General features: G+C 44.8%; 12 protein-coding genes. 4 read left to right on the top strand and 8 right to left on the bottom strand.

Going from position 1 to position 21,506, the window contains the following annotated elements; all coding sequences use genetic code 11:
* Positions 1 to 196: 196 nt before the first annotated feature.
* From DXD68_RS13105 to DXD68_RS13090, 3 genes are all read right to left on the bottom strand, one after another.
* Positions 197 to 1,135 (bottom strand): FecR family protein, encoded by a 939-nt coding sequence (locus tag DXD68_RS13105; RefSeq protein ID WP_122362009.1) that lies wholly within the window; start codon positions 1,133 to 1,135, stop codon positions 197 to 199.
* Positions 1,136 to 1,221: 86 nt separating this feature from the next.
* The gene (locus DXD68_RS13100; RefSeq protein ID WP_122362008.1) at positions 1,222 to 1,782 is read right to left on the bottom strand and encodes an RNA polymerase sigma-70 factor; all 561 of its coding nucleotides are present in this window, start codon (positions 1,780 to 1,782) and stop codon (positions 1,222 to 1,224) included.
* A gap of 690 nt (positions 1,783 to 2,472) precedes the next feature.
* On the bottom strand, positions 2,473 to 3,435 hold the full coding sequence (locus DXD68_RS13090; RefSeq protein ID WP_122362006.1) for a fimbrillin family protein: 963 nt from the start codon (positions 3,433 to 3,435) through the stop codon (positions 2,473 to 2,475).
* A gap of 205 nt (positions 3,436 to 3,640) precedes the next feature.
* On the opposite strand from DXD68_RS13090, the gene DXD68_RS13085 reads away from it, so the two are divergent.
* On the top strand, positions 3,641 to 4,768 hold the full coding sequence (locus DXD68_RS13085) for an AraC family transcriptional regulator (RefSeq protein ID WP_122362005.1): 1,128 nt from the start codon (positions 3,641 to 3,643) through the stop codon (positions 4,766 to 4,768).
* Positions 4,769 to 4,830: 62 nt separating this feature from the next.
* The gene (locus DXD68_RS13080; protein ID WP_122362004.1) at positions 4,831 to 5,967 is read left to right on the top strand and encodes an acyltransferase; all 1,137 of its coding nucleotides are present in this window, start codon (positions 4,831 to 4,833) and stop codon (positions 5,965 to 5,967) included.
* A 408-nt stretch (positions 5,968 to 6,375) separates the two neighbouring features.
* Here the strand turns inward: DXD68_RS13080 and DXD68_RS13075 are convergent, their stop codons facing one another.
* The 3 genes from DXD68_RS13075 to DXD68_RS13065 form a co-directional block, all read right to left on the bottom strand.
* The gene (locus tag DXD68_RS13075) at positions 6,376 to 8,775 is read right to left on the bottom strand and encodes a glycoside hydrolase family 3 N-terminal domain-containing protein (protein ID WP_122362079.1); all 2,400 of its coding nucleotides are present in this window, start codon (positions 8,773 to 8,775) and stop codon (positions 6,376 to 6,378) included.
* A 133-nt stretch (positions 8,776 to 8,908) separates the two neighbouring features.
* Entirely contained in the window at positions 8,909 to 10,519 is a 1,611-nt protein-coding gene (locus DXD68_RS13070; RefSeq protein WP_122362003.1) for a SusD/RagB family nutrient-binding outer membrane lipoprotein, read from the bottom strand.
* Between the two features lie 38 nt (positions 10,520 to 10,557).
* The gene (locus tag DXD68_RS13065) at positions 10,558 to 13,842 is read right to left on the bottom strand and encodes a SusC/RagA family TonB-linked outer membrane protein (protein WP_122362002.1); all 3,285 of its coding nucleotides are present in this window, start codon (positions 13,840 to 13,842) and stop codon (positions 10,558 to 10,560) included.
* Positions 13,843 to 14,068: 226 nt separating this feature from the next.
* On the opposite strand from DXD68_RS13065, the gene DXD68_RS13060 reads away from it, so the two are divergent.
* Entirely contained in the window at positions 14,069 to 18,067 is a 3,999-nt protein-coding gene (locus tag DXD68_RS13060; protein WP_122362001.1) for a hybrid sensor histidine kinase/response regulator transcription factor, read from the top strand.
* Between the two features lie 39 nt (positions 18,068 to 18,106).
* On the opposite strand, the gene ychF is transcribed toward DXD68_RS13060, so the two are convergent.
* Entirely contained in the window at positions 18,107 to 19,210 is a 1,104-nt protein-coding gene (ychF, locus tag DXD68_RS13055; RefSeq protein WP_122362000.1) for a redox-regulated ATPase YchF, read from the bottom strand.
* A gap of 141 nt (positions 19,211 to 19,351) precedes the next feature.
* Between ychF and DXD68_RS13050 the strand changes: the two genes are divergently transcribed.
* Positions 19,352 to 19,933 (top strand): GNAT family N-acetyltransferase, encoded by a 582-nt coding sequence (locus DXD68_RS13050; RefSeq protein ID WP_075560220.1) that lies wholly within the window; start codon positions 19,352 to 19,354, stop codon positions 19,931 to 19,933.
* Positions 19,934 to 20,319: 386 nt separating this feature from the next.
* Here the strand turns inward: DXD68_RS13050 and DXD68_RS13045 are convergent, their stop codons facing one another.
* A complete protein-coding gene (locus DXD68_RS13045; protein WP_122361999.1) occupies positions 20,320 to 21,348 on the bottom strand; it encodes a hypothetical protein in 1,029 nt (342 codons plus the stop codon).
* Positions 21,349 to 21,506: the final 158 nt, after the last annotated feature.

The following is a 21,506-nucleotide window of genomic DNA, read 5'->3' as shown; positions in this document are numbered from 1 at the left end:
ATGTGGTTTAAATGGGACAAGAGAATCCCCGTACAAAATATTTTTCATACTTTTGTAAACTGTGTTAGTTAATACTTAGATATTTAAGGAAAGAAGTCGGGTATTGACTTACTTTGAACCGGAAAGTGTTGGAGCATTTTCCGGTTTTTGTTTTTTCATGTGTTCTATTTCATAGGCAGACTGTTTTTGTGATTAATTATTTAATGGTTATCAGATTCAAGTCATTATCTTTTGTGTAAGTAAATCTGTGTCTTAGCTGGAGTACTTTTAATACATGTTCCACGCCGTCTTTCGTCCGGAATTTCCCGGAGTAACGGTTTTTAAGTAATTCTGTATTCCGTACATCTATTTTCACATCGTAATATAACTCCAGTTTCTCGATCATTTTACCGACCGGTTCATCGAAGAAGCAGATCAACCCTTCTTTCCACAGAAAATAAGACTGGTGTTCTATTATACCTGTCCTTAATTCCCCGTTCCTTTCGTAAGTACGCGTGTTGGGTTTTAAGTAAACTTTGGAATATGTTGCCGGTGAAGATACTTCAACAGCTCCTTTTAATAAGGCGGTTTCAAAGACTGGCGAACCGGAATAGGCGGTTACGTTAAATTCGGTACCAAGTACTTTGATGTTGTATTTTTCTGTCTGTACAAGAAACGGTTTTTCCGTATCTCTGGTTACATTAAAATACCCTTCACCGTCTAAAGTTACATTACGGGTATTAGCTGTGAATTTATTGGGGAATGTAAATGTTGTTTTTGCATTTAGCCAGACTTTGGTTCCGTCGGTTAACGTGAGTTCTGCACGTTGTCCGGGTGGAACGAAGATTGTTTGCATAATAGCTGGATCTGAGCTGTCTTTGTTCATCAGAAATGAATAAAGTACGGTAAAAGCCAGAATGAAGATGGCAGCTATTTTTGTAAGTTCGATGGATATCGTTCGGAGTGTCCATTGCTTTTGCTTTGTTGCCGAGGGGATAGTTAATTCCTGTTGCCAGATAGATATATCATATAGTTTTCGCTGTGCAAGAAACTCCTTCATGTTTTTCTTGTCAGCATCCAGCCAGCGGGTAACTTCCTCTTTTTCTTCCGGAGTCGCATCGCCTGCTATATATCTATGTAGCATTTCCAGATTCATTCTTCTCTTCAATATTTTGAGGCATATTTTACCTCACTACTATTAAAACGATTTATTCCCCGGTAACCCTAGTGGAATATGAAAAATTAATGGAAAAAAAAGAAGAAATAGAAGAGAGGCAGGTAATCTTTGAGATTCTCCCGCAGTGGTTTTAAAGCTTTTGTGATGTGATACTCAACACCTTTGACAGTGATTTCCAGTTCTTCTGCTATCTCTTTGTTTGTTTTATTTTCGAAGCGGCTCATTTCAAAAACACGACGGGTTTGTTCCGGCAGGAGAGCTAAGGTAGTGGTGATGATCTGCTGTACTTCTGCAGAGAATATATCTTCCGGGTTACAAGCCTCCAAGGTAGAAATGCGGATATCCAGCTCCCTTTGTTTCATATCCGTTAAGGTGCTGATCGCTTCCGTTTTAATCGCTTCATGTTTCAGGTGGTCGAGCGATTTATTTTTCAATGTGGTTAAGAGTAAGGCTTCGATATGTTCAATCTCCTTCTCTTTTAGTATCTCCCATAATTTTATCAGAACGTCCGACACAATGTCTTCGGCAATACATTCGTCATGCACATACGATTTAGTGAACAGAAAGGATTTTCTGTAGAATTTGGTGTATAACGTATTGAAATTGTGTATCTCAGTCCCGATCATTTCCTTTCTTTGTTTTCAATGCTAGTCGCAATGGAGCAAATGTAAGGAAAATATACAGAATGTGAATCTTTTTGTGTAAAAAGCTGAATGTTTACATTTCAAAATAAAAAGTGTTTCACCCTAATGGAACAAGTGTTTCATCTAGGAGAAACAACTGTTCCATTAGGGTGAAACACCTTTTCGGATAGTATAAATGAAACCGGCCCCGTCAAGGTTTATAGTCAAATAAAAGAGTGTTGTCGGCGATAAGTTGAGAGGGAATATGCGTCCTGTTGAGTGCAGGGCGCGGTATTCGGGGCCGGCTCATTATTACTATTTTAGTATTAATTAAATGTATACGTAACTCTCACGAGTTAGTTCGTTAATTCTTTTTTGAAGGACTGACCGCTGTCAGCTCCCGGATGGTCGGATCGGTGTAGTGGCCGGTGGCAAGAAGTATGGAACGACTTGCCACGGCGTTTACACTTATAGAATCCTGTTGAAAGGATGTTCTTCGGCCCTTTGCCGGATGTCGTGGCAGGGATGGAGGCCTTATTTCCTTTTTACGGTAAACCCTATTTCTTCTTGCAATGCCGGGCTGTCTGTCCAATCAGACTTATCGTCCGTACATCCGGACAGCAGATCATCGGCATTCCAACAAAATACGGTTACCCAGAGATTCTAAACCATAACCAAAACATAAAATAAAACTTACATAATGCTGCTTGTAGCATCTTTGCCGTTACCCTGTATCCAGTCCGTAACGGATACCTCTTTCAATGTAAGAGCCTCTCCGCTGAGAGTTAATTTGTAGAGGTATTTATGTCCTTTTTCCCATACAGTCTTTGCGGGAATTTTATATTTGTACGAAGTTCCGTTGATCGTAAAGAGTGCCTCGATGTCACCCTCCGCCGTGGTGCCCGATGCTGTCGGGATCACCATGATCTGCTGCGGATCACAGAACTCTTTTGTCAGTGTGACAGGTTCCTCCAGGTTGAGCCGGCTAGCGATGCTGCAACAAGCCGTTCCGGTGATTTGTCCGGTCCTGATATCCATCATACCTTTGCATATCAGTGCCGTACCTCCGGCTTTGTTTCCCAGTTGGACAGCGCTTAACTCATAAATTTCTTCTTCTGTTTTTTCCAGGTTGACCTGAAAAGATATGAGCGACAGGGCATGTTCCATATTCAGCAAGACCATCGGGGAGATGCTGTTTACTGCTTTCTGGCCGAGAGCGTGTGTGCCGTACATATAGTCGCGTGTCTGAGTGGCATCCGGCGATATCTTTACAGGGATACTTGCCGTGCTCAGTCTCATTTGCGACTGATATGGATAATAGGCATACACGATGGCCGGGTCAAAGTTAAGCGTGACTTCCGGCGTTTGCCGCCAGGAGATTTTATTACTAATTAAATTTGCTTTCGCTTTTACATTTATATAATCACTATCCTCGTCATAAAGACCACCGTCGTCTTCGCGTGTGATCAGCAGTCCTATTTCCGATCCGTCTTTGAATTCCTGGACGAAATTCGCCGATTTTGTAGTTAAAATACGTGTAATAATTTTTAATGGTTTTTCTTTCGCGCTAATACTCTCAATGGCTGCGAAATTGCTATCGTGAGAGCAAGCTGCCAAACTGGAAATCAGTGTAATAAATAGTAATAAATTTCTCATACTTTTATGCTATTTTTGTATCAAATTTCATATTGCAAATATCCGGCAGTTTGAGGAAAAAGGGAGATCATACGGTATAAAACCACGATGAAATGGTATAAAAACGCATGGTGCAAATAATCCAGAAGCGTCAAATTGTCTAAATAGGGTGCAAATCAACCATTTGAAGATTCAAATTGTTTATACTAAAATGAGGCGATAACATATGCTGGACAAAATACAGTTTTTATTGAGTATGCAGATAATAGGCCTGTGCGTATTGGGTGGCATTATGATGCTATTGAGGTCATTTGGCAACCGGGCACGACTTATTTTAGCATGGAGTATGATTATGTGGGCATTGATGGCTGTAATCAGAATTTCTGTTAATTCTTACGTGGATGAGGCAAAGGAAGCGTTCCATCCTGACATACTTATTGCGAGCTGTCTGGTGACCGCTTGTCTGGCTTGTTATGTGATCGAAAAGCTACGTCCCGGTTTTCTTACTTTAAGGCGTTTTGCCGTTTTCCTTTCGCCTGTCGTGATAGGTGGTTTTTCTTATCTTGCTTATCGTTTATCGGGTGGGGAAATACATGTTTTTTATTCGATAAAAGATGTCTTTACGCATTTTAATCTGGATGTCTTTTTGCGTTTATTGGTGCTGGTACTTACTCTTTTTTATATGATTCTGCCGATATATTTGGTTGTAAAGTATGCCGATGAATATACCGCTTATCTGAGTGAGAATGTTTCAGACCCTGAAAGCTATGATTTGCGTTGGTTGAAGCGAACGATGATCATATTGTCAATTCTCTATTTTCTTTATGTGGTCTTATTATTGACCGATCGGACAATCCTGTATGTCGTTATTAAGGCCGTCATGCTGGTTGTTTGGTTTTATTTTTTTTATAAGGCCTTATTTCTCAAGAATATCCGGCTGGAGCATTCTTTTAAGAACGGATGGGATCTTCCGTCGAACGATGACGAGGAGGAAGATGATGACGATGAAGAGCAGCGGGGAGCGCTTTTCAAACGCTATGCGGAAGAGGTGAATGCCTGGTTTGAACGCGAAAAACCTTATCTGAACGATGACCTGCGCTTGACTGATCTGCAGCGGGTTTTTCCTATCAGCCGTTCTTATCTGTCACAATTATTCAATAAAGAGCTGGGTATGTCTTTCTCCGATTATGTGAACCAGTTCCGTGTAGAGGAGAGCAAGCGTCTGATGGATGCCGAACCGCTGGCAAGTATCCAGGAGATTGCGGAACGTTCCGGTTTTCACTCCATGAGTACTTTCCGCCGTGCTTTTATCAAGCAGACGGGAATTGTACCTTCCGAATATAAAAGAGGATAACAATAGTTTCGTAATATACAGAACTATGCTTACTTTTACGGCTGTTTGAAAATAAACTTGTCATGAATAACACTACTACTGCCCGTCCGCATATAGTCTGGCTGGACGCTCTTCGTTTCGTTGCTATCCTGATGGTGATTGCCTGTCATTGTACGGACCCGTTTAACGCCTCTCCGGAGTCGCGTGCCAATCCTGAAATTAATTTCTGGGGATCGGCCTACGGATCTATGTTGAGAGCCTGTGTGCCTCTGTTTGTCATGATGACCGGTTTTTTATTACTTCCGCTGAAGCAGGAGGCTTCTCTCTTTTATAAGAAACGCATTCCGCGGGTCTTTTTCCCTTTCCTGATCTGGTCGATACTGTTTAATCTGGCTCCGTGGTTTATCCAATGGGTAGGCGGAAGTCCTGAACTGGTTACCGATTTCTTTCCCTGGGCACCCGATCCTTCGGCTTCCCTGGCTGACGGATTGAAAGATATAGCCATGATACCGCTTACGTTTACCGTTTATGCAACGCCGATGTGGTATATCTATGCTTTGATCGGTCTGTATCTCTATATGCCGGTCTTCTCTGCCTGGGTAGAAAAAGCTTCCGATAAGGCAAAACGGTGGTTTCTGCTGATTTGGGGCGTTTCGTTGTTTATTCCTTATCTGATGGAGTTTGTGTCCCATTATCTGTTCGGAACCTGTTCATGGAACGCTTACGGATTGTTCTATTATTTTGCAGGCTTCAACGGGTATTTGTTGCTGGGGCATTATTTAGGGAAAGGCAATGACTGGTCGATAAGAAAAACACTGGCTATCGTTGTGCCTTTGTTCCTGATCGGATATTTGGCTACTTTTGTAGGTTTCAGGTATATGACCTCGGATCCGAATGTAAGTGAAGAGGGTATGGAGTTGTTTTTCACCTATTGCTCCCCGAATGCGATGCTGATGACGGCTGCCATATTCCTTTTGATGCAAAAGGTCCGTATCACTTCTCCTTTGATTTGCCGTGCATTGGCTAATCTGACCAAACTCGGGTTCGGCATTTATTGTGTACATTATTTCTTTGTGGGACCGTCTTATTTGCTGACGCTTTGGCTGCATATTCCTATACCTGCCATTGTTCCCGTATCGGCTGTCTTTACACTGGCTGCGACGTGGCTGTTTGTTTATTTGCTGAGTAAATTGCCTTATTCGAAATATGTTATAGGGTAAGGGCTTTCGAAAAGTGGCTGTCTGTTTTGTGCAAATGATGTTAAAAGCCGAAGAGGCTGGTATAACGTATGTATATTACTACTACTTTTGTGTTGTAAAACATATCTGAATGACATGTTTTATGATACAAATCGTTTTAAATAATAAGAGAAGCGCTATGAAAAAAGTAGTTAGTAAGTGTCTGCATTACCTGGAAGTTTTGGGAGAATATGCGATACAAAAGTATGGATTAGAATAAAAACAAATCTTTTCAGTGTTAGGGGGTATCCGTGTGCGGGTATCCCTTTTCTATTTACGGTTGATAGTAACCGTAAGGATTTTTTTTAATAAAGCATAAAAGAGGGAGAAACGAAGAGGACCGGACAGTATTTACCATCCGGCCCTCGACTTGTATATATCACTCATTTGCTACTTTACGACGAATGTATCTTTCAACTTGATGTCGGTAGATGAGGTACCGATTCTGACTTCAAACTCACCCGGTTCGACGGTCCATTCCATGTGTCTGTCCAGGATCTGGAGATCTTCGGGAAGAAGGACGAAAGTGACGGTTTTCGTTTCGCCCGGTTGCAGGGAGATACGTTCGAAGCCGCGCAGAACAGATTCGTAAGCGATGACGCTGCTGACTTTATCGCGGATATACAACTGTACCACCTCGTCACCGGTACGTTTACCCGTATTGGTTACATCTACAGTCACGGTTACAGGGCTTTGTGAGTACGGTGTTTCCTGTTTAACCGACAGTTTTGAGTAAGCAAAAGTCGTATAACTCAATCCATGGCCGAACGGGTAAAGGGCACCGTTTACGCGGGTATTTCCCGAGCCGTTGGGACCTGCAAAGTATTGTCCGTCCTGTGAACCCGGCTTGAACGGGAAGTTGAACTCGATCTGTCCGATCGATTTCGGGAAGGTAACGGATAAACGTCCGCCCGGATTATAATCGCCGAATAATGTTCGGGCAATCGCTTCTCCGCCTAACTGGCCGGGGAACCAGGCTTCCAGGATAGAAGGAATGTTGCGGTCTGCCCAGTTGATGGTCAGCGGCTGACCGTTGATCAGAACGAGTACGACCGGTTTGCCGGTGGCATGCAACGCTTCCAGGAGTTGTTGCTGACGACCCGGAAGATCGAGTCCGGTACGCGATTTACTTTCGCCAGTGCAGGATTCGTCTTCTCCCAATACGGCGATGATCACGTCACAATCGGCAGCAGCGCTTGTCGCTTCGGCAATGCTTTTCTTTTCTTCATCCGTCAGTGCGGTGGGGACGATTTCGCTGTCGGGCCAGTTGGCATCTTTTATTTCGCACCCTTTGGCATAGGCTACTTCAACCTGGTTGCCCAAATAATCCTTGATGCCGTCGTAAACCGTGATATTATCCAATCCCTGCGGACCGTAACGGCTGATCATATAGTTGGTTTCCTTTGCCAGCGGACCAGCGATAAGCACTTTCTTTGTCTGGTTCTTATCCAGCGGCAGCAGGTTATTTTCGTTCTTCAGCAGGACGAGAGACTGTTGCTGCATATCCAGTACGAAGTCGCGGTGTTTGTCTGCACCTACGATCTTGTCGGCTGCTTTCGGGTCTTTTACGTACGGGGAATCGAATAGTCCCAGTTCGAACTTGACACGTAATACGTCGGCTACCATACGGTCGACTGACTTCATGGATAATTTACCCTCCTTAACCAGCTTGCGTACCGGAAGGATATAATCTTTCGGGTGGGTGAAGTTGGTACGGACGTTCAATCCGGCTTCTACCACCTGACGTACGGCTTCCTCATACGAATCGGCCACGTGATGCTTGGTCTGTACAAATTCTACCGCCTCACTGTCACTTACCACGTATCCTCTGAAACCATATTCCTGACGTAATAATTCTGTAAGGAAGTAATGGCTGGCTGTTACAGGTACGCCGTCCCAGTCGTTATAGCTGCTCATGACGCCTTTGGGGTGTGCTTCCTGGATTACTTTTTTGAACGGATAGAGATGTATTTCATGCAGTTCGCGGGGAGCCACATGCGGGTCGGTACGGACAGCCGCGTCGCGTCCGCCTTTCGGGATGCTGTAAACGGCAAAGTGCTTCAAGGTAGAAGCGACACCGTTCTGCTGGATACCTTTGACCATCTGTGTGCCCAGTTCGCCAACTAGATAAGGATCTTCTCCGTACGTTTCCAGTACGCGTCCCCAGCGAGGATCGCGGGCTACGTCGAGGATAGGGGCATACACGTTGTTGTAGCCTAACGCTTTTGCCTCTTTACCGGCTATGTCTCCCGCCTGATGAACCAGGTCGCGGTTCCAGGTGCTGCCGATGCTGATAGGAGCGGGCAGGGGAGTCGCTTTGGTATGATTCAACCCGTGGATACCTTCGTTGGAGAAGTCGACAGGAATACCCAGGCGAGTTTCTTCAATGAACCAGCGTTGCGTCTTGTTGATCGCTTCGGCGTGGTTGCTGAACGGATAGATCATCTCCGGTGTCCTGCGGCGGGCACTTCCTACGCCATTCAACTGTTCATCGATATTGGCAATACCGTCTTTCCAGATTTCATTCTTCCATCCTTCGGTAGGGAGAGAATCTTTCAGGACACGTCCGAAACCGTAGAGCGTAGCCATTTGGCAGCTCTTTTCTTCCAGCGTCATTTGGTTGAGCAGATCCTGTACGCGTGCTTCGACAGGAGCTTCCGGATCTTCATAGACGTCTTTCACGCCGTTTTTGTTGAGATCTATCCACCCTTTTTTGTAGATCGAGTCTTTGGCTTGTATAGCTCCGGTTCCCAGGCAGGCGGCAGCTAATAACAAATACTTAAAATTCATGCTTTTCTTCGGGTATTTATTCTGTTTGTTATTGAATATATCCATAATATAAAACCGTATGGCCGGTAATCATTAGCGCAAAGGTAACAATTATCAACCATACGGTCAATGCTTAAAGTTCAGGGAGTGAGACTTATTTTACATCCCACCACAAACGAGCACCAATCTTATTGTATTCCGATTGTGCGTTGTAGTTTTCCGTGTTCATGGATGCTTCTTTTGAAGGATATAAAAAGCGTACCGGGGCATTCTCTTTGTTCAATAGAACACCGTTTTCACGGTCGTCATCGAAAACAGGCAAATCCGTACGACGGTATTCAGCCCAGTTTTCGTAGATCTGCAGGAAGCCGAGGTGCAGCCATTTTTGGGTTGCGATCTGTTCCAAAGCCTTTGCCGGGTTGAATTTGAATGTTGAAGTCGCCAGCCAGCTACCCAAAGTACCGTCGGATACGTCTCTGTTGGCAATGTCCATATCTTTACCCTTTTCCGCATCGCTGTTCTTATAATATTCGTAGTAGTTCTGAATAGATAAGATAACCCCTTTGTTATAGAACTCTTCAGCGTTTCCGCTGAATAAACCGCGTTGTGCAGCTTCTGCCAGGCAGAAATAAACTTCGGCAGCCGTCATGCCGATACCTACCGGCAACTGATAGTTCTTACGGAAAGTAACCGTATTCAGACATCCGTAGATCTTGAAAAGCTCTGTTCCGTTCGGACCGTTCACCAAAGCGATGGCTTTATCTGCCGACGAAGGATAGCCGATGATCTCTTTGCTGTCTTCATAAACATCCCCTTCGTCATCCGTTGCCGGCTGATAGAATACTACCAAACGTGGGTCGGTGGCTTCTTTCAATAAGTTGACGGTAAATTCCGGTGGATACATGTAATAGCTGTGAGCTTTCGAATGACTCTCTCTCATGGCGCGCCAGATACCGTCAGGTGCAGTACTCTGGTTGTCAACCATGATATAAGTATTATCAGCGTTTTTGGTGATCAGCTGATCCAGTGAAAGCTCTGCCAATACCTGTTTCGCTTTATCAGGATCGACATTTGAAATACGCATGGCGTAGCGCAGGCGCAGTGAGTTGGCAAACTTGTACCAGCCGTCGCAGTTACCCTTGTAGATAATATCCTGCTGCTTGAACGTATTGCTGGTAGTAGCTGTCTTGAAATAAGCAGCTGCAGATTTCAGATCTTCCAGGATAGAATAGTAAATATCTTTCTGAGTATCGTATTTCGGTTTGAAGATTACGCTTCCGCCATAGACTACATTACGTGCAGTGAAAGCTTCCGTGTAAGGCATATTTCCGAAAAAGTCGGTGGCGATAGCCGTGTTGTATGCTTTCAGAACCTTACCGGCTTCGACAAAAATCTGATATTTAGCTTGTTCATCCGGTGACAGAGTAGCATACATTTTATCTATCTCGGTCAGAGTGCTCATACGTGTTACATAATAGTTTTCCCAACGTGCCTTATCGTCCTGAATATTCTGGTACAGGTTGACACGGTCTTTTCCTGCCTGGCGAGCAGTTGTCTGGATATAGTTTCCGATCAGGCGAAAGTTATAATTCCAGGTATCGGCGTAATCGATTTCGATCGTTTTTAATGCACCTTTGGTAAAAAGGTATTCGATCTCTGCCGTGGTAAATCCATCCGGATTATCATGCTTGTCATCCAGTTTGCTTTCACAGGAAGAGAAGGCTACGGCAGTACCTAAAAGCAGGCTATATATTAAATGTTTCATAAAAGTTTACTGTTTTTATTATGAATAAGTTACTTGGTTTAGAAACTGGTGTTGATAGCAAAACCGAAGCTTCTGGCTGACGGGTAAGAAGTGTATTCCACATACGGGTTCGTACCGCCTGTACCTAATGTTGCTTCCGGATTCACGTTAGGAACATTCTTGTAAATGAAGAACAGGTTGCTACCGATCAATGAAACATTCAGGTTCTGCAGACCGATCTTAGAAACGATATTGTTCGGAACGCGGTACGATAATTTCATTTCACGCAGTTTGATATAGGTGTTGTCATATAGGTTGTCTTCAGAACCGTTACGGTTGTAGCGTGAGTTGTAATAGTCGGCTGCCGATACGATGATATCGTTCTTTTCTCCTTTTTCGTTTACACCGTCAACAATGATACCGTCGTGGCGTACACGACCGTCGAGGGCATTTGCCGGAGCTGAAGCACTGTGACTGTCCAGGCGTATCTTTTGATTTGTGTTCTTATCGATGTAATAAGCCAGACCGCCGTATTCTTCATCACGTCCCCATAAGGATTCCTTACCTGCTCCCGATGCTTTCAGGAAATTATTGGTGAATGAAAGCAGTTTACCGCCGAATGAACCGTCGATATGTACGCTTAAAGAAAAGTCTCTGTAACGGAATGTATTCGTGAAACCTGCCGTAAACTTCGGGGCTGCACTGCCTGCATAAGTAAATTCAGATTCCTGCTGATAGTTTCCGTTCTTATCCACAACGATTCTTCCCTGGTCATCGCGTATCCATTTACGGATAAATACACTCGGTGTAGCATATCCCGGAACAGCCTTGAAGATTGCGGCGCTCCACGGGTTGCTGATCTGGCGGTCTTCCATGCCGTCGATCAATGAAAGCAGTTCATTATGCGTATAGGCGAAGTTCAGAATACCTTCCCAGCTGAAGTTCTTTGTTTCAACAGGAGTACCGGTAAGCTGAAGTTCCACACCGCGGTTTCCGATTTCACCGGCATTCATTCTCATGCCTGTAGCACCAGTAGAAGGAGCCACCGGAACGGTGATGATCTGGTTCTTGGTTTTGTTGGTATAGAAAGCGAGGTCTAATCCTAAACGGCCGTTCAGCACGCGGCTTTCCAGACCGACTTCCCATGAATAGGTCTTTTCCGGAACGATATTGGTAGGAGGAACGTCTGCTTTGAACTCATTCGTAATGATTGAACTGTTGAATGATCCGTACTGATATTCAGAGTTGGTAAAGTAGATAGACGGTGTCGTGTTACCCACGATTGCATATGATCCTCTGATCTTACCATAGTTATACCAATCCGGCAGATCCAATGCTTCCGTGAACACGAAGCTCAGACCCGCAGACGGATAGAAGAAGCTGCGGTTACCAGCTGTCAGACGGGAAGACCAGTCATTACGGGCGGTCAAATCCAAATATAGGAAGCGTTTGTAAGCAACCTGTGCAGAGGCGAAGACGGCTCCCAGGAACTCACCCTGGTTAACGACTTTGTCTCTGCCGGCACCCTTCGGGTCTCTCTTGTTATTGTTGGAAGAGAACATACCGTTGTATTTCAATCCGTGAGATTCCCAGATTACTTTCGATTCCGTGATATCTTCACCGGAAACACCCAGGTTGGCAGACACGTCGAAATCTTCATTGATTGCCTTGTTGAACATCAACAAACCTTCCACATAGTTTTTTTGGTAGTGCGCATCTTCCTTACGGTAGGTGCCTTCCAGGCTGTTCATGTCTGAAGGATCCGAATATTTAGTAAAGTATTCTTTGTTTTCCTTGTCGTCACGGTAACGGTCCGTACCACCGCGCAGACGGAAAGTCAGGAAGTCGAATATCTTGAGGTTGGCAGATAATGAAGCGATCAGGCGTTCGCGTTTTTGCGTATATTCGTTTTCGTTCTGCTGCCACATCAGGTATTTGATGATGTTGTCGCGGTTTCCGGAGTTGATGCTCGATATTTGGTCTGTCAGGAAATAACCTTCATCATTCTTGTAGTGGTCTTTCCATAACTGGGTGATTTCGTTACGAGGCATCGGGTAGTTGGATACACGGTCGATACGTGTAGGCGGATTCTTCGTATCCGAGATATTGAATGAGACGGAAGCATCGAACGTAAGACGTTCGTGCACCTTGAAGTTACCGGAGAAGCTGAAGTTATGCTTGTTCTGCTTGAAGTTTTCCAGGTAACCGCCGTAGTTCATATTCGTATAGGCCAGACGGATACTGTTCTTATCGGTACCGTTGGTTATAGAGATACTGTTGTTGTTGCTGAAACCGTCTTTAAATACATCCCGGTAGTTGTTCGGTTGCGGGGAATACGGACGTTTTACACCATCCCACCAAATCACTTCCGTTCCGTCCATACGCGGACCGAAACTACGGTAAGTATCACCGTTATAAATGTTTTGACCGTCTGCGTTTGTCGTGAAATAGGGTTTGTCACCGCCACCGAATACGTTTTGGAGTTCCGGCATGAAAGCACGTTGGTCATACGTATAGGAAGTTCCTACCTGAATGCCCAGTCCTTTGCCTTCGCCGCCACGTTTGGTAGTGATCACGATTACCCCGTTGGTCGCACGTGAACCATACAGGGCGGCAGCGTTTGCACCTTTCAAGATAGACATCGATTCGATGTCGTCCGGGTTGATGTCGTTAAGGGCAGAACCTTGTTGTGTTTCGCTACGTTCGCGACCGGCCCAGTTAGAATCTACGTCGTTGATAGGTATACCGTCGACAACGATCAGCGGACGGGTGTTACCTTCCACCGAGTTGATACCACGGATCTGGATCTTGGTACCTCCCGTAGGTCCCATGGCTGTCTGCTGTATCTGTACACCGGCAGCCTTACCATATAAAGAGGTGGCTACGTTCTGTACGGGAACAGTCTGGATCTGTTCTGCCTTCAGTTCGCTCATGGCGTAAGGGAGGGCTCTTTTTTCTTTCTTGATACCCATGGCGGTAACAACCACTTCATCGATTGTCTGGGTATCTTCTTTCAATGTTACGTTCAGGGATGTCTGTCCCGTGTACTTGATTTCATGTGTAACATAGCCGATGAAAGAGATAGAAAGTGTACTTCCTGGCGCTACGGAAATGGAGAAATTTCCGTCCATGTCTGTAATAGTTCCTTCACTGGTTCCTTTTACGGAAACGGAAGCTCCGGCTACAGGGCCGAATGCGTCGGTAACTGTACCTGTTACTTGCTTCTTTTGTTGAGCGATGTTGGCGACAGTTTCCGGTGTGCCGTCTGCTGCAAATACCTGTCCGGTAGAGCAGAGAGCGCCGGACAGTAAAATAAGTCCGATAGGTCTCAATACTTTTTTCATAAACAAATCTTTAATTAGATTCAAGAAAATTTATTTTCAATGCTGCAAAGCTATAAGGTGCTGAAAGAAAGGCGTATTAGAATCTGTTGATAGAATGGTAAATGCCGTTAGTGACGGATATTGCTATTTTTTTGACGGATATTACTATTTGGCTTTTAGTTAATGTCCGCGATTGTTGTTGCTTGCCGCTAAAAATGAGTTAATTTTGCATTAAATATCTATGTTTATGGGGGTTAAATACTTATATCTACTACTCTGTTTATGCACATTATTACCGCTGTCGGCGAAAGAGCTTTATTTTAGACATGTCGATCTGAACGACGGTTTTACACAGCCTTCAGCCATTTCTATTTATCAGGATGCTAAAGGAGCTATCTGGTTCGGGAATGATAATTTTAATGTGTATGACGGAAGAATTGTCCGCTCTTTCCGCCTCTCTAACTATCTGGATGAGGTCGAGGACAATAACATCCACGGAATTTGTGGAGACGGGGATTCATGTATTTATATGCTGGCCAACAGACGGCTGGTCCTTTTCAATATGCGGACGGAAGAGTTCCGGCTGACAACGGTGCAGGCACATGCTCTGGAATACCATCATGGAGCCTTGTTTTATGCTAACAGGAACGAATTGTATCGTTATAAATCCAATGGCGTATCGGAAAAGATCTGTGCTTTGCCTGATTCTACACTGATCATCCGGGATCTGCATTTTATGGATGACGGCTGGCTATTGGCTACGACGAAAGGATTGTATAACTATTCAAACGGGACTTTTCAGAATCTGCTGGAAGATGAATCGATCACTTCTTTGTTTATAGATAATTGGAGGAGATTGTGGGTAGGTACATTATCCAATGGTGCCAAAGTGTTCAGTGAAGGAGAGTGGATTTCCATGCGGGAGAACGATACCGCCCATCCGCTTGTCAATAATCAGGTACGTACTATCGATCAGGATATCAAGGGGAACATTTGGATCGGTACTTATGCCGGTATCACTGTGGTAAACTCGTCTCTTCGGGATTGTTATCATCTGTCGCATAAGGAACAGGTTTCCTGGTCGTTGAAGCATTCATCGGTGTATGCGATCTTCAGGGACAGGCAGGGGGGCATGTGGGTCGGAACCTATTATGGCGGGTTGAGTTACTTCAATCCGAATACCGAAGATTATACATTCTACGGTATTTCTCCCGACGATCCGGAGAGCCTGGATGGTTTCCTGTTCGGTAAGATGGCTGAGGACACGAAAGGCAATCTGTATATTGCGACTGAACATGGACGGTTGAACTGCCTGGACCGTACAACACAGAAGGTCAAATATTTCGACCCGGGCCTTTTGCGTATCCCTTGCCGTACGACCAAGTCCGTCTGGTATGATGCTGAAAACGACCGGTTGTATATCGGTACTTTCCGCCACGGCTTGTATTGTTATTCCTCTTCCGGTCATCTGAAACAGCTGGGAACAGATATACTGCAGGATGACGGGCAACGGATCATTACGGACCTGATACCCTGGCAGGGTAATCTGATCGTTATAACCCAGACAGGATTATACCTTTTGGATTTGACAACCCAGCAGCTGTCTCATTTATTCTCCGATCCCGAACTGCTTAATCAGACCGATGGAACCATCCGTTCCGCCTGGCTGGATAACGAAAACAGGCTGTGGCTTACTCCTGCCAATAAGGACATTCTTTGTATCCGGATGGATACCCGGACTGCCGAAGAGATACCGTCGGTGAAAAGTATGATTGGAAAGAAGCCGGTTCCGCACATTACGGAAGACAGTAGGGGGAATCTCTATTTCGTCGTGACGGGAGTGGGGGTCTTACGCTATGATCCGATGAATGATTTTTGGACATGCTATAACCAGGAACAAGGTCAGTTGCTGACAAACGAGCCTTTCCGGGCTTTGATCACTCCTACGGGACGGCTGCTGGTTACTTCTATCCGGGGAATTACCTTGCTGGATATGAAAACAGGAAAAAGTACGCATACCTTGCTGGGAACTTCCTCTCCGCTGCACCGGCTAAATTCCAATTGCGGAGTGTATCTGTCTCCCAAAGACAGCATGATCTTTATCGGAGGTGTGGAAGGGATGATTGCTACGAAAGAGTTCGGACTGGCTCCTGTAGAGGTCTCTTATTCCATCTCGTTTAACAGTCTTTCCGTGAATAATATGCCGGTCTATCCGTCGCCTTCATCGAATATCCTGCGGGAAGCTGTTTCGTATACCTCCCGTCTTACTCTTCCCTACGACCGGAATAACATCACGCTGGGATTTACTTCGACCAACTACCGGTATGCCGATAAGAATCTGTTCGAATATAAGCTGGAAGGACTGGATAAGCAGTGGACGCGTACCCGTCATCAACAGATAGTGTACACTTCCATCCCTCCGGGGAATTATAATTTATTGCTGAGGGAGGTGGGAGACGGCAAGCAGATCGTCATGCCTATCCGCGTCCGTCCTCCTTTCTATGCTTCAGTTTACGCTTTTACCCTGTATGGTTTGCTGGTCCTTTTGTTCCTGGTCTGGCTGATCCGTTTTAACCGGAGCCGGGCGTTCCTGAAGGCATCTTTAGAGCTCGAACAGCGGGAGAAATTACGTATAGAGAAGCTGAACCAGATGAAGCTGAAATTCTATATCAACATATCGCATGAACTGCGTACTCCGCTTACGCTGATGATCAGCCAGGTCGACCTGATCCTGCAGAACTACGACCTGGGAGGTACGTTCCGGAGCAAGCTGCTGAAGGTGAGGCAATATACGGCGCAGATGCAGCAGCTTATTACGGAGGTGCTCGATTTCCGGCGGTTGGAACAGGGAAAAATGCCTTTCCATGCAAGCCAGCAGAACCTGGTTGCTTTTATGCGCCGGATATTCGATTCATTCAAGGATTATGCCGTGACGAACCGGATTCAGTACAGGCTCGAAACGATGGATGAAGAGATACCTGTCTGGTTCGATCCGGTACAGATACGTAAAGTGTTTAACAACCTGCTTTCGAATGCGTTTAAGTTTACCCCGAAAGAGGGAACCATCACCGTAAGCATACTTCGTAAAAAAGAAGTTGTGGAGATACGTATCTCCGACACTGGCTCTGGTATTCCCCAAAGCCAGCAGGTTCATATATTCGAACGGTTTTACCAGGCGGATAATGCGACCGGCATATCCTTATCGGGAAGTGGTATCGGACTGGCACTGACTCAGGAGATAATCATGCAGCATAAAGGACAGATCGAGGTGAAGAGTGAACTGGGAGAAGGTACGACTTTCACGGTTACGCTGCGGCTGGGGGACGAGCATCTGACTTCCGAGCAGAAATCGACGGAGACGCAACCGGTCGACGTCCTGCCTATACAGGAAGTAAAACGGGAAGAAGTGATCGGGATGCCCGATTTACCAGATGTCGTATCTATGGACAAGCTGCCGGATACGAAAGAAACGGAGAAGTCGCTTTCCGTACTGCTTGTGGAAGACAATGAAGATTTGCTGCAAGTTCTGGAGGAGGCTTTCTCTATCCGGTATAAAGTATATAAGGCGTGCGATGGGGAAGAAGGTATTCGTATGGCAGAGGAGATGCAGCCGGACCTTATCATCAGCGACGTGATGATGCCGGGTATCAGCGGGACAGTGATGTGTCAGCGCCTGAAGCGGAAGCTCGAAACATCGCATATTCCGATCATCTTACTGACTGCCCGTATCGATCTGGAGAGTGCTTTGGAGGGGCTTAAATGCGGTGCAAGCGATTATATAATGAAACCGTTCAACATCGAGTTATTATTGCTGAAATGTAATAACATCATCGCTACTCTGAAGCGGCAGCAGGCTCGTTTCCGTACGGAGGCGGAGACGACTCCAACTGAGCTGGCTACGAACCGTTTGGACCAGCAGCTCCTGGAAGATTCTGTCCGGATCATTGAAGAGAATATGGAGAATAAGGAATTTAATATCGATATGTGGTGCCGTGAGATCGCGGTGGGACGTACGCGTCTGGGGGCTAAAATAAAAGGTATCACCGGACTGACACTGAATGACTTTATCCTGCAGATAAAGTTGCGGAGATGTGCCTGGTTCCTGGAAAACAGCGATCTGACCATCTCGGAAATAACTTGGAAAGCCGGCTTTTCCAGTCCGGGATATATGGGAAAATGCTTTAAGGAGTATTTTGGTGTCACACCGTTGCAGTACAGGAATTCAAAAAATAAAAGCCGTTCCTGATAACGGGAACGGCTTCTTATCTGATGACGTAATGTCTTTTTATACGTTGAAGCGGAAATGCATGATGTCGCCGTCCTGTACGACATATTCTTTTCCTTCCACGCTCATCTTTCCGGCTTCTTTCACGGCTGCTTCCGAACCGTATTTGATATAGTCGTCGTATTTGATCACTTCCGCACGGATGAATCCTTTCTCGAAGTCAGTATGGATCACACCGGCACATTGCGGAGCTTTCCAGCCTTTTTCAAATGTCCAGGCACGTACTTCCTGTACACCGGCAGTCAGATAGGTCTGCAGGTTCAGCAGATTGTAGGCGGATTTGATCAGGCGGCTTACCCCCGATTCTTCCAGTCCGATTTCCTGAAGGAACATCTGGCGTTCTTCGTAAGTCTCGAACTCGGCAATCTCGCTCTCGATCTTGGCTGCTACGACCAGGATTTCTGCGTTTTCGTCTTTCACAGCTTCACGTACTGCATCGACATATTTATTACCGCTTACGGCACTCGCTTCGTCTACGTTACAAACATACATGACGGGCTTGCTGGTCAGCAGGAAGAGTTCGTGGGCAATCTTCTGTTCGTCTTTCGTTTCGAACGTAACTGTGCGGGCACTTTTTCCCTGTTCCAGTGCTTCCTTATATTTTATCAATACTTCGTAGGCTTGTTTAGCTTGCTTGTCACCGCCAGTCTGGGCTTGTTTCTGCACTTTGGCAATACGGCTTTCGATCGTTTCCAGGTCTTTGATCTGGAGTTCCGCATCGATGATCTCCTTATCGCGTACAGGGTCTACCTTACCGTCTACGTGTACGATATTTTCATCATCGAAGCAGCGTAACACATGCAGGATAGCATCTGTTTCGCGGATGTTGGCAAGGAATTTATTCCCTAATCCTTCTCCCTTACTGGCTCCTTTTACCAGGCCGGCGATATCGACGATCTCTACCGTAGTAGGAACGATCTGTTTCGGGTTGATCAGCTCTGCCAGCTTGTTCAGACGTTCGTCGGGAACGGTGATAACACCTACGTTCGGTTCGATCGTACAGAACGGGAAATTTGCAGACTGTGCTTTTGCATTCGATAAGCAGTTGAAAAGAGTAGATTTCCCTACGTTCGGAAGACCTACGATGCCACATTGTAATGCCATATTGTTATAGTATTTTTTTTATTGTCAATTATATTCCTTTCACCTCGTTTTGGTGTGCAAAGGTAATCAATTTTTTGCATGAATGATTATCTTTGCCTATCGAATGATATATAGAAGGTTATGCAAGAAAAGCAGGAAGAGATGAATGAGCTTATAGAAACGGAACGCCTTATTTTACGCCAGTTTGTCGAAGAAGATGCAGAAGCTTTATTTCTTATCCTGAGTGATAAGGAAGTGAATACTTTCTTACCTATGTTTCCTCTTACAGATATAGAGGAAGCAAAAGTGTATCTTCAAAAGAAGTACCTGGATAGCTATGTCCGGAAAGAAGGATTTCAGTATGCTGTTTGTTTGAAAGAAGACAATGTCCCGATCGGATATGTCCATGTAAGCGGTGATGATAGCCATGATTTGGGGTATGGGCTCAGAAAAGAATTTTGGCATAAAGGGTTTATTTCAGAGGCTTGCCGGGCGGTGGTGGATATGCTGAAACAGACAGATATCCGGTATATTACCGCTACGCACGATGTAAACAATCCTCGAAGTGGGAAGGTCATGCAGAGTATAGGCATGAAGTATCAATATTCTTATGAAGAGCAATGGCAACCTAAAGATTTCCTGGTTACATTCAGAATGTACCAATTGAACTTTGACGGGAATGACGAGCGGGTTTACAGGAAGTACTGGGAACAATATCCCGTTCATTTTGTAGAAGACATTTAAGCGCTATATACTATAAGTATAATTTATAAAATAACTATCATACTATCATTTTCTGATTTAATGCCTTGAATGATAGCTATTTGTATTATGATAGTTGCCAGAAATAACTATCATTCCATCTATCATAACTATCATTCATTGTGTGTAGACTTATGACTTTTTTGACTAAGTATATGACTTAAGATCAGAAAGATAATGATATAAGTTTACCGAGACCCGGGTCTCGTCCCCTTTTACACCCGGGTGTGCGGAATGCCAAGATGGGGGTGTAAATGAGGGCGAAACGGGGCTGTTATCTACTTTTTGTAGCTATATTGCTCAATTTAAGTCACCTGTTTCAGGTAAATATCTATAGGGAGATGAGAAAACAGATCTATAGGATGGTTCTATTTCGGACTTTCCGGGAGATTGTACTTCCCAATGTATAGTTTCTCTTCTTTCAAATTGTAGGAAACGGCATACAAGTTTTTTTCCTGGCTGTCTACGGTAAGAAAAACCATCGGATTCTTTATTATCAAATGGGAAACTAGTTTGCCATCCCTGTTGAAGATGAGTATTCCGTTTCCTTTCTGATGTTTTTCAGACAGGTATTGGCTGAAAGCATAAATATGTTCTTTCCCCATCGTGACGCACCCGAATCCCTCGTGGTGCAGACTATCGAACCGGATGCGGTCGGGTGTCTTGTGAAACAAAAAATCGGATGTTTGCTTTTCCCATTGTTTGACTAATCGTTTGTTTTTATAGATATAGGATGAAAGATAGCCGAAGTAGGTACTGGCATATACAAACTGATTGTCATATCTGGCCAGATGTCCTTGAAAAAAATCGAGATATTCTTTGTATTGATACTCGGAACCAATCACGGGATAGTTTCCGAAAAAGAGCATTTCTTTACTCCGTTTGTCACTGTTATATACGCTCAGCAGACCTTTGATGAAAGGACCCAGGCAGACAAATCGTTTATCTTCGGTTTGGTATGCTTCACTGGGAGAAAAGTCTCCTAACCGCAGGCGGATGAAATTGGCGATCGACATTTGTCCGTTGTTGACGACCAGTTCATAGTAGACATTGTTTGCCCGGTTGAGATAGTCGAGTTTAGTATTTAAATGACTGTCCGGGGATATAACGATTGAAGTGTCTTTCCTTTTCAGCGTATATTGGTCCATCTCTTTGCTTTGCGTCCGGAAGATGCGGATGGAAGATGCATCCTGCGGATTCAACAGGCAAAGCAGTGTATCGTTCAGTAGATGAAGGGGAGGGGCAAAGAGGTCCGGAAGGTCTGTCAATGCTTCCTCTTCTATTGAGGTTTGAGAAACAGTTTGTATGTCTATTTTTTCTACTGTGACTTCAGGTTTTGAACAGCTGCAGGCCAATATGCATGGAGTCAGGATTAAGAATATGTAATTTCTGATCATTTTTCAGTTTTTATTAAATATGAATGTTTCATTATGATCAAATGTGAGCTTGTTTGTGCCGAAAAAACGACTTAACTTACTTATACCCAAGGTTAAAACCTTGGGCTAGTCTGTCCCGTCCTTACAGGACTATTAATCATTATATCCGGAATGGTTGC

Source organism: Parabacteroides sp. TM07-1AC (assembly GCF_003480915.1).
GTDB lineage: Bacteria > Bacteroidota > Bacteroidia > Bacteroidales > Tannerellaceae > Parabacteroides > Parabacteroides chongii.
Note: the sequence above shows the minus strand (reverse complement) of the source record. Positions and strands in the feature narration are given on the sequence as shown.